Raw genomic sequence first — 10618 nt, forward strand, 5'->3', positions numbered from 1 at the left:
TTGTCGCACTTCGAGGGATTATTGATCCTGTAATCTGGATTACAATTCCCTGCCAGATAAGCATCGAATTCGATTGAAGGGAGCGGAGTTGGAAATACGGGGTTCAATCATCGCCCTGCCGACACGGCCCGTGCACGAGCGCGAGGTCGATCCCTCCCGTATTGCCCCCCGTCCAGAAACCACTGATCCGACCCTGGTGGAGCGGTCGACGCTCCGTCCTGTGGCGACGCCAGAGCGGGCAGAGGCGCTCTTTGCCAGGCGCCATCGCCAGCAGAATCTGGCACAGGACGAGATCGACCAACGTGCCCGCCAGGCCCTGAATGCCTACCAATCTCTCGATCAGATCAATGAGCGGGATTACGTCAGCGCCGTGTTGGGCATCGACGAATACGCCTGATCGGCTGGTATCGCCAGATGATCCTCCAGGATGCAGCTGGCACGACTTCCTTCGCAATCCTTTAACTCCCCCCATGGAGAGTCCATCTTGAAGACTCCAATCCGCTCAGGATAGCGCTCCTGCAGGAGCGCTACGATTGAGCGGCAAGCAGGCGTCTCACAGGGGGTTATGCATGGTCTATGTGCTGGTGATATTGGGGGGGCTGCTAGCGATGGCCCTGCTGGGAAGTGAGGGGGCTGTTTTTGGCGCAGTGATTGGCTGGCTTGTGGGCAAGTTGCTCAGGCTGGAGGGCCGTCTCTCTCGGCTAGCACACGAGCTGGAACAGTTGCAGAGGGAGAGGTCGGTTGTGCAGCCCGCTGAGTCACTCGACGCGCAACGGGTCAAGCCGCCAGTTGCAGCGCCGGAAGCCGCAGAAGTGATGCCAAAACGGACTCCTGAAGCCCCGTCTGAGGTGCTGCGGACTCCTCCGGAAATCACTGCATCCATGTCCTTTGAACCGCCTGATCCCTCCCTGAAGAAGCCTGCTCGCAGTGACTGGTTGGTCAGCTTGACTGAATGGCTCAAAGGCTATCTGACTGGTGGCAACCTGATCGTGCGTGTCGGCGTCATCGTGCTCTTTTTCGGTGTCGCCTTTCTATTGAAATATGCCGCCGAGCACAGCCAACTGCCGATGGAGTTGCGCCTGGTCGGCGTGGCACTGGGCGGTGTATTGATGCTGGGTTTCGGTTGGCGACTGCGCCACCAGCGAGAGAGCTATGCCCTGGCGCTACAGGGTGGGGCGGTGGGGTTGCTCTATCTGACCGTGTTTGCCGCGCTGCGCCTCTACAATCTGATTCCCGCCAGCATGGCATTTGTGCTGCTGTTGCTGTTTGTCGCTTTTTCGGCACTGTTGGCACTGCTGCAGAACTCCCGGGCATTGGCGGTGTTGGGCAGCGCCGGTGGCTTTCTTGCACCGTTGCTGATCTCCACCGGGGAGGGGAGCCATGTCGCCCTGTTCGGCTACTATCTGCTGCTCAATGGCGGCATCCTGGCGATCGCATGGTTCCGTGCCTGGCGCATCCTCAATCTGCTCGGGTTTGGCGCCACCTTCGTTATTGGCAGCCTCTGGGGTTTTCAGTTCTATCACTCCGAATTCTTCGCCACCACTGAGCCCTTCCTGATCACCTTCTTTTTGATGTATGTGGCGGTGGCGGTGCTGTTCGCGCTGCGTCAGCCACCCAATCTCAGAGGCTGGGTAGATGGTTCACTGGTGTTTGGCGTGCCGCTGGCGACGGCGGCGCTGCAGGCCGCGCTGGTAAAGGATTTTGAGTATGGACTGGCGTTCAGTGCCCTGGCCTTGGGCGGTTTCTATATCAGCCTGGCGGCGCTGCTGTTCCGCCGCGGCGGAGAGAGTCTGCGCCTGCTCTGTGAGAGCTTCCTCGCGACCGGTATGGTGTTCTCCACCCTGGCTATTCCGTTCGCCCTGGAGGGGCGTCTGAGTTCTGCCTTTTGGGCGCTGGAGGGGGCTGCGATGATCTGGATCGGTAGCCGTCAGTCGCGCCTGCTGCCGCGGCTGTTCGGCCTGTTGCTGCAGCTGCTGGCCGGGCTGCTCTATCTCGAAGCGGGGTATCGCATCGACTGGGGGCTGCCGCTGCTCAACAGCCTCTATCTGGGGGCGGCGCTGATCGCCTTTGCCGGCATCTTCAGCGCCTTCTATCTCGATCGCCATCGGCAGCAGAGCCATCAGCTGGAGCAGCGATTGGTCCCACTGTTGTTTGCTTGGGGGCTGCTCTGGTGGCTTGGCGGGAATTTTCAGGAGATCCTGCACTTTGCTCAGGGGATCGATGAATCGAGTTGGCTGCTGCTCTTGCTGACGGCCACCGCAGTGGGGGCGGAGCTACTGCGTCGGCGGCTCGACTGGTCGCGCCTGCGCCTGGTCTCTCTGGGATTGTTGCCGGCACTGCTGCTGATGCTGGTGGCGATGGGGCAGGTCCACGGCCATTACCTGATCAGCTGGGCGGGCTTGGGCTGGGTGCTGATGTTTGCCGCACTCTACTGGATCATACGCGGGCTGGAGTGGGATGAGATGCCGCCCCAACTGCAGCGCTACTGGCATGCCGGCAGCTTCTGGGCGCTCTGCTGGCTGTTGAGTCTGGAGGCGGCTTGGCGGATCGATAGACTGATTGCCGGTGGCCATGGCTGGGAGTTGAGCGTCTGGGGTTTGGTGCCGTTGTTGATGGTGCTGCTGGCGACGCATGGCGGGCGACTGCTGCGCTGGCCGCTGGCGCAGCTCGCGGATCTCTATGCGACCGCCATTGCAGCACCGCTGGTCGCCTGGCTGCTAGGTTGGGTGGTGGTGGCCAATCTGACTAGTACCGGTGACCCTCGGCCTCTGGCCTATCTGCCGCTGCTCAACCCCCTCGATCTGACCATGCTGTCTGTGTTTTTGCTACTGGTGAAGTGGTGGCAGCGGGCCGGTGGCTGGCTGCTGGAGCAGGGGCTGGTGGCCCGTTACTACTTTGCGCTGTTGGGCGCCAGCCTGTTTCTCTGGCTAAACGGGATACTGGCACGCACGATACATCACTGGGCCGGGGTGCCTTTTACTGCCGATGCTCTGTTCGATTCACAGATTCTGCAGGCGGGGCTGGCAATGCTGTGGGCGCTGCTCGGCCTGGTCGGAATGGTGGTGGGCCATCGTCGCCACTCTCGTCTGCTCTGGCTGGTGGGGGCCGGGCTGATGGGGATGGTGGTGGTGAAGCTGTTCCTGATCGATCTCTCCAACACTGCCACCCTGGCGCGTATTGTCGCCTTTCTGGGAGTAGGGGCGCTGCTGTTGCTGGTGGGCTATCTTGCTCCGGTGCCACCCCGCCAGCCCCAGTCAGAGAGCGTGGAGGAGCAGTCATGAAGTCCACGATTCTGTTGTCTCTGCTGCTGCTCTCCACCTTGGCGGTGGCCGATCGAACTGCACTGGCGCCGGCCGATTTCGCCTGGGGGATAAGGCTGCATCCCAGTGGTGAGAGGCCACTCTATGAGTTGTCGGTGCCACTGGCGGTCTACCAGGGGGTTGTGCGCAGTGATCTGGGCGACCTGAGCCTGTTCAACGCCCAAGGGAGCCAAGTGCCCCATGCCCTGCAACGGCTGTCCAGTCAGCAGCCGGCTGAAAAACAGCTGCGGCAGGTCAAGCTCTTCCCGCTCTTCGGTCCCAGCGAGGCCACGCTTCAGCTGATCGCGATGCAGATGAGTCAGCCGGCCGGGGATGGACAGCTGACCCTCTACACCCGCGAAATGAAACAGTCTCAGGATGAGGTGCTGCATGGCTATCTGCTGCAACTGTGGGGGGACGATGAACCTCCCGCCGTTGAGGGGCTGATCCTGCAGTGGGCTGCCGGGGAGCGAGGCTTTGTGCAGCGTCTTAGGCTGGAGCAGAGTAACGATCTTAGTCATTGGTCGCTGCTCACCGACAAAGCGGTGATTGCCGACCTGCAGCACAATGGCGAGCAGCTGCAACAGCAGCGGATCCCGCTGGGCAGACGTCCGCCCCGCTATCTGCGACTGACCCCGGCTGATCAGAGCCGGCCGGTCAGGCTCAGCTCGGTCCAGCTCGAACTTGGCGGGGCCCAGCCTGTGATCGAGCCCGAGTCGATGGTGATCGCCGATCTGCAACGGGTGGCGGCGGGCGACTACCGTTTTCAGATCCCTGTCAGCCTGCCCCTAAGCGGGATCGAGATTCTGCCCCAGGAGCCGAATAGCCTAGCGCGGGTCAGGCTCTACTCCCGGGGCGGACCGAAGGAACGCTGGCAGCAGCGTGCTGCCGGGCTGATCTACAGCCTGCAGAGTGAGGGCGTGCAGATGCAGCAGAGCAGTCTGGCGTTGACGCCGGTGGCTGATCGCTACTGGCGGTTGCGAGTGGATAAGTCGGGGGGCGGCTTCGGCAAAACAGCGCCCCGCATCGAGCTACACTGGATCCCTCACCGGCTGCGTTTTGCCGCCCGCGGCGATGGGCCTTTTCTGCTCGCCTATGGCAGTGCCCGAGTGCAAGCGGAGCAGAGTGCGGATCTCTGGCAAGGGTTCAGTGCAGGGCAGCAGGATCACCTGGTCAGTCGGCAGGTAGGGATCGATGTGCCTGAATCTCTCGCGGGGGAAGCAGTGTTATCACCCCCGCTGGTGGGTGATTGGAAGCAGTGGTTGCTATGGGGGGTGCTGATCCTTGCCAGTCTGCTGTTGGGCTGGATGGCCTGGTCCACGGCTCGGCAGCTCGCCAGGCAGGGAGGGAGCTGATCTGAGGAGCACTTCTCCCCGTGTGAATGGCCCCAGCTTCGATGCGTTTGTACCGTCTGCGGTACTCTGCGAATAGAGTGATGGTCAGCTGAATCGACTTCAGCAACAGCCGACCTACCACCTGAATTGTGCCGCAGCATTGGATAATTTGGAGCAGCGATGCTGCCCTCCATGACTCGTTTCGATGCTCCCGATGCTCCCTAAAGCGCGAGCACGCCGATCCATCCTAGTATCAGCACAAAGGCGAGTATCCACATCAGGGTGTGGCGAATGTTGCTTCTACGCATCTCGACCTCCCGGACAGGTCATCTCCTGCCCTCTATCTTCAACATAGTCCCGGATGCGGGTGGCTGCAATGCAGGACCCGCCAATCAACTCGCCAGCGCTTTTCCTGTATGATTGCCGACCTGTTTTGATTGACAAGAAAAGGCCAGACGATGCTCATTCTCCGTGGTGCGCCCGCGCTCTCTGATTTTCGCCTGAAGAAACTCGCCCGGCGGCTTGAAACGCTGCTCGGCAGGCCGATCGGTGTCTATGCTGAGTTCATGCATTTTGCCGAGCTGAGCCAGCCCCTGGATGCAGCAGAGGGCGAGGTGCTGCAACAGCTGCTGCGTTATGGTCCGCAGTTGTCAGAGCACGATCCTGAGGGGAGTCTGCTGCTGGTAGTGCCACGGCCCGGCACCATCTCTCCCTGGTCTACAAAGGCGACTGATATTGCCCACCATTGCGGTCTGCAGAAGATCGAGCGGTTGGAACGGGGCATGGCCTACTATCTGCAACTGGAAGATGGCGAACTCTCCAATGGCGAAAGTAGAGTGCTCGCAGCCCTGCTGCACGACCGCATGACCGAGGTGGTGCTGGCCGGGATGGATGAGGCGGACTGCCTGTTCAGTCATGCTGAGCCCAAGCCATTCACGCGCGTTGATCTACTGGAAGGGGGGCGGCCTGCCCTGGAGCGTGCCAATGACGAGCTGGGTTTGGCCCTCTCCGACGACGAGATCGACTATCTGCTGGAGAGCTTTCAGGGGCTGGGGCGCAATCCCAGCGACGTCGAGCTGATGATGTTCGCCCAGGCCAACTCCGAGCACTGTCGCCACAAGATCTTCAACGCTGACTGGATTATCGACGGCGAGCCTCAGCAGCGCTCCCTGTTCAAGATGATCCGCAACACCACCGACTGCTCACCGGACGGTGTGCTCTCCGCCTACAAGGACAACGCGGCAGTGATGGCCGGCCCGCGCGCTGAACGTTTCTTGCCGGATCCCAAAGATGGGGTCTACAGCTTCGGCGAAGAGGAGATCCACATCCTGATGAAGGTGGAGACCCACAACCACCCCACTGCCATCTCTCCCGATCCTGGCGCGGCCACCGGCTCCGGCGGCGAGATCCGCGACGAGGGCGCTACCGGCAAGGGCTCTAAGCCGAAGGCAGGGTTGAACGGCTTCTCGGTTTCCAACCTGCGCCTGCCCGGCGGCGAAGAGCCCTGGGAGCAGGATAACGGCAAGCCGGGGCGTATCGTCTCGGCCCTCGATATCATGCTCGAAGGGCCGATCGGCGCTGCCTCCTTCAACAACGAGTTTGGTCGGCCCAATCTGTGCGGTTACTTTCGCACCTACGAACAATGGGTGGCAGGGCCGGACGGTGAAGAGCTGCGCGGCTACCACAAGCCGATCATGCTCGCCGGCGGGCTCGGCAACATCCGTGGCGAACATATCGAGAAGACGACCTTCCCAGCGGGCTCGCCGTTGGTGGTGCTGGGTGGCCCGGCGATGCTGATCGGCCTGGGCGGTGGCGCCGCCTCGTCGATGGCCAGCGGCACCTCAGCGGAGGATCTCGACTTCGCCTCGGTACAGCGCTCCAACCCCGAGATGGAACGTCGTTGCCAGGAGGTGATCGATGCCTGCTGGGCACGCGGCGGCGAGAACCCGATCCTGTTTATCCACGACGTGGGTGCCGGCGGCCTCTCCAACGCCCTGCCGGAGCTGGTCAAGGATGCCGGCCGTGGCGGCAGATTTGAGCTGCGCATGGTGCCCAACGATGACCCCGGCATGGCGCCGATGGAAATCTGGTGTAACGAGTCCCAGGAGCGCTACGTGATGGCGATCGACGTTGAGCGGCTTGACGAGTTCAAGGCGATCTGCGAGCGCGAACGCTGCCCCTACGCGGTGGTGGGGGAGGCCACCGATGAGGAGCACCTGCTGCTGGGCGACGCCCACTTCAACAACAAACCGATCGATCTGCCGATGCCGCTGTTGTTTGGCAAGGCGCCGCGGATGCTGCGTGACGTGCATCATCGGCCTTTCGCTAAGCCAGAACTTGATACCAGCGAGATCGACCTGAAGGAGGCGGCGCTGCGGGTGCTGCGCTTGCCGACGGTGGCGAACAAGACCTTCCTGATCTCCATCGGTGACCGTTCGATCACCGGTATGGTGGCCCGCGACCAGATGGTCGGCCCCTGGCAGGTGCCGGTGGCTGATCTGGCGGTTACTACCTCCGGCTTGATGGGCCACACAGGTGAGGCGATGGCGATGGGCGAGCGCACCCCGCTGGCGCTGCTTGATGCGCCGGCCTCCGGGCGGATGGCGATCGGTGAGGCGATCACCAATATCGCCGCCGCGCAGATCGGCAAGATCGGCGATATCAAGCTCTCCGCCAACTGGATGGCTCCGGCGGGTCACACTGGTGAGGATGCCAGGCTCTACGAGACCGTCAAGGCGGTGGGTATGGAACTCTGTCCGGCACTCGGCATCGCGATTCCGGTAGGCAAGGACTCGATGTCGATGAAGACGGTCTGGCAGGAGGGGGAGGAGCAGCGCGAGGTAACCGCGCCGCTGTCGCTGATCATCTCCGCCTTCGCCCCGGTGGAGGACGTGCGTGGCACCCTGACACCGCAGCTGCGCAGCGATCAGGGGGATAGCGACCTGATCCTGATCGACCTGGGCAAAGGGCATAATCGGCTCGGCGCCACGGCGCTGGCCCAGGTCTACAAGCAGATCGGCCATGAAGGCGCCGATCTGGATGACGCGGAGACGTTGACGCGTTTCTTCGATGTGATCCAGGAGCTGAATCGGGACGGGCTGCTGCTGGCCTACCATGACCGCTCTGACGGCGGCCTTCTCGCCACCCTTGCTGAGATGGCCTTTGCCGGTCGCACCGGCCTGAACATCGAGCTAGATGATCTCCCCGGCGAGCCGTTGGCGCTGCTGTTCAACGAGGAGCTGGGCGCGGTGGTGCAGGTGCGCCATACCGATACTGACGATGTGCTGAAGGCGCTGCACGATGCCGGGCTGGGCCACTGTTCGCAAGTGATCGGCGCCCTTAACGACGATCAGCAGATCCGGGTCTCCCGCACGGGCAAGCTGCTGCTGGAGGCAAGTCGGGTGGAGCTGCAACAGGCTTGGTCAGAGGTAACCCGGCAGATGCAGGCGCTGCGCGATAATCCCAGCTGTGCCGAGGAGGAGTTCGAGCGCATCGCGGCAGACGATCCGGGCATTCAGGTCTCTCTCAGTTTTGATCCGGCGGAGGATGTGGCGGGGCCAATGATTGCCAGCGGGGTCCATCCGAAGATAGCGATCCTGCGCGAACAGGGGGTTAACGGCCAACTGGAGATGGCAGCATCGTTTCATCGCGCCGGTTTCGAGTGTGTCGATGTGCATATGTCCGACATCATCGAGGGGCGGCACTCGCTGGATGAGTTCAAGGGGCTGGTGGCCTGCGGTGGTTTCTCCTACGGCGACGTGCTCGGCGCCGGCGAGGGCTGGGCCAAGTCGATTCTCTTCAACAGTCGTGCGCGGGATCAGTTTCAGACCTTCTTCGAGCGTAGCGACAGCTTCTCGCTGGGGGTCTGCAACGGCTGCCAGATGCTCTCCAATCTGCATGAGTTGATCCCTGGGGCCGAGAACTGGCCCCATTTTGTGCGCAACCGCTCGGAGCAGTTCGAGGCGCGCTTTGTCAGTGTCGAGGTGGGCGAGACAAACTCGGTTCTGCTGGCAGGCATGGCGGGTTCGCGAATGCCGATCGCGGTGGCGCACGGCGAGGGCAGGGCGGAGTTTCACGATGCAGCGCAGCTGGCCGCGGCTCAGTCGCAGGTGGCGTTGCGCTATGTGGAGAACAGCGGTGAGCCGGCCAGTCGTTATCCGGCCAACCCCAACGGCTCGCCAGAAGGTATCACCGGCCTAACCTCCAGTGATGGCCGGGTCACCATCATGATGCCGCATCCGGAACGGGTGGTTCGCACTCTGCAGAACTCCTGGCACCCGGATGAGTGGGGTGGTGATGCCCCCTGGCTGCGGCTGTTCCGGAATGCCCGGGTATGGGTGGGCTGAGCCTCTCCTCTTCTTTAGATAAACGGCTATGCCGGGTTTTGTTGCTGGATTTGGGAACTAATGGATTTATCTGTATCGACGACTATCGATGATCTTATCGAACGTTATGATGGCTTTCTGCTCGATGCCTCTGGTGTTTTGGTCGACCGGCGGGGGGTGCTGCCGGGGGCGGAGGCATTTATCCATCGCCTGAATGCGATGGCCATACCTTATTTGGTGCTGACCAACTCTGCGTCACGGCTACCTTCGACGATGGTAATGGACTATCTGCGTCAGAGGCTGGAGATTGCGGAGTTCTCCATCCTCACCTCAGGTATGTTGCTGGAAGCTTACTTTGTCAAACGCGGCCTGGTCGGTTGCGGCTGCCTGGTGTTGGGCCCTGAAGAGTCAGAGGATTATGTGCGCCGCGCCGGTGGATACCCAGAGCCGTTAAGAGAAGGGGTCGATGCGGATGTGCTGGTGATCGCGGATCAGAAGGGATTCGACTGCGTGGAAGGTATGAACAAGGCGCTGAGCATGGTGATGCGGCGGTTTGATATGGGCCACCCGGTGGAGTTGGTGCTGTGCAATCCGGATATTATCTATCCGCTCTCTCCCGGCGAGTATGGTTTTACCTCAGGCGGCCTGGCGGCGATGATCGAGGCGCTGCTGCTGGAACGCTATGGTCAGCATGCTCCGCGATTTGTGCGACTCGGCAAGCCCTATGCGCCGATCTTCGATCAGGCACTTCAGTTTCTGAATGTGCAGAAGCCGATAATGATCGGGGACCAACTGGCTACCGATATTGCCGGTGCCAACCGGGCGGGTATCGATTCGGCCTTGGTCTCCACCGGGCTGGGCGGTAGTCATCCGCCGCGAGATGATGTCTGTCCTACCTGGTATCTGCAATCGCTGGTCTCCTTCTGACTGAGATTTTGGCCTCTGGATTGGTCATTTGGGGAACGAAATAAAGCATTCCACCAGGGTGCCGATATTTGTTTCGGCAGCTACCTAAGGAGAGTGCAACGATGTTAACCGACAACAATAGGCTTCTGTTGGAGATCGACAAGACGATCAGGGAAATCAATCGGGAGACCATAAATCCAGCGATCCCAAAATTGTCGCTGAGTGATTTGAACCCGGTCATGGTGTTGGTTGCGCGGGCGCGTGTCGTCTACCTCAAGGAACTGTTCGATATAGCAGGTGTAGTGGGTAACGGCTTGCCATCTCCCGACCAGATCGATCAGCTAAAAAAACTGCGCGAAACCTATGAAGAACTGGTGAATGGCGCGCAGTCACTTGAGATAGCGATTCAGCGCGGTTATCTCGACGTGATCTCGAAATCGAGCTGAATCGCCGGGTAATTAGCGTCTGTTAAAGCCGGCTGCCAAAAGAGGGGTCAGATGCTCCACTTGGGATGGGAATGCCGGCAATGAAAGAGGCCTGATTGACTGGTCCGCCCGGAAAGCATTGGTAGAGCCATTTACGCCCGCCATCGCCTGCGAACTCCTCCCCCAGGGCTTTCATGACCTCTCGGGCAGAGGCTTCATCCCCACGCCCTCGATAGTATTAATCGTTCCGAAAGTATTGGCAGTGTATACTGCTTTCCATGGCTACGATAAAAGAACAGCGTGATCAGAAAAGGAAAGATGTAGTGGAG

Annotated in this window: 6 protein-coding genes and 1 pseudogene; 6 read left to right on the plus strand and 1 reads right to left on the minus strand. The window is 61.0% G+C overall.

Annotated elements, in window-relative coordinates:
* The first annotated feature begins 88 nt into the window (after positions 1-88).
* The 6 genes from Ga0074115_RS09250 (at position 89) to Ga0074115_RS09275 (ending at position 10310) form a co-directional block, all read left to right on the plus strand.
* Positions 89-397, plus strand: a complete 309-nt coding sequence (locus tag Ga0074115_RS09250; protein WP_232433015.1) for an endoglucanase — start codon at positions 89-91, stop codon at positions 395-397.
* 172 nt (positions 398-569) lie between these two features.
* Positions 570-3281, plus strand: coding sequence for a DUF2339 domain-containing protein (locus Ga0074115_RS09255; RefSeq protein ID WP_060528446.1), 2712 nt, complete (start codon positions 570-572; stop codon positions 3279-3281).
* Positions 3278-4654: a DUF3999 domain-containing protein gene (locus Ga0074115_RS09260; protein WP_057956585.1), complete on the plus strand. Its 1377-nt coding sequence runs from the start codon at positions 3278-3280 to the stop codon at positions 4652-4654. Before Ga0074115_RS09255 ends, Ga0074115_RS09260 begins: the two co-directional genes overlap by 4 nt.
* A gap of 437 nt (positions 4655-5091) precedes the next feature.
* On the plus strand, positions 5092-8979 hold the full coding sequence (purL, locus tag Ga0074115_RS09265; protein WP_060528447.1) for a phosphoribosylformylglycinamidine synthase: 3888 nt from the start codon (positions 5092-5094) through the stop codon (positions 8977-8979).
* Positions 8980-9039: 60 nt separating this feature from the next.
* Entirely contained in the window at positions 9040-9885 is an 846-nt protein-coding gene (locus Ga0074115_RS09270; RefSeq protein WP_057957331.1) for an HAD-IIA family hydrolase, read from the plus strand.
* A gap of 101 nt (positions 9886-9986) precedes the next feature.
* Positions 9987-10310, plus strand: a complete 324-nt coding sequence (locus Ga0074115_RS09275) for a hypothetical protein (protein WP_057957332.1) — start codon at positions 9987-9989, stop codon at positions 10308-10310.
* Between the two features lie 22 nt (positions 10311-10332).
* Here the strand turns inward: Ga0074115_RS09275 and Ga0074115_RS15830 are convergent.
* Positions 10333-10515 (minus strand): annotated as a pseudogene (locus Ga0074115_RS15830) (TusE/DsrC/DsvC family sulfur relay protein); the annotation flags it as partial.
* Positions 10516-10618 lie beyond the last annotated feature (103 nt).

This window comes from endosymbiont of Ridgeia piscesae (assembly GCF_001443665.1).
GTDB classification, from domain to species: Bacteria; Pseudomonadota; Gammaproteobacteria; order Chromatiales; family Chromatiaceae; genus Endoriftia; species Endoriftia persephonae.

Coding starts and splice junctions, on each gene's coding strand:
- Ga0074115_RS09255 (WP_060528446.1), top strand. CDS start 570: ATGGTCTATGTGCTGGTGATATTGGGGGGGCTGCTAGCGATGGCCCTG.
- Ga0074115_RS09260 (WP_057956585.1), top strand. CDS start 3,278: ATGAAGTCCACGATTCTGTTGTCTCTGCTGCTGCTCTCCACCTTGGCG.
- purL (WP_060528447.1), top strand. CDS start 5,092: ATGCTCATTCTCCGTGGTGCGCCCGCGCTCTCTGATTTTCGCCTGAAG.
- Ga0074115_RS09270 (WP_057957331.1), top strand. CDS start 9,040: ATGGATTTATCTGTATCGACGACTATCGATGATCTTATCGAACGTTAT.
- Ga0074115_RS09275 (WP_057957332.1), top strand. CDS start 9,987: ATGTTAACCGACAACAATAGGCTTCTGTTGGAGATCGACAAGACGATC.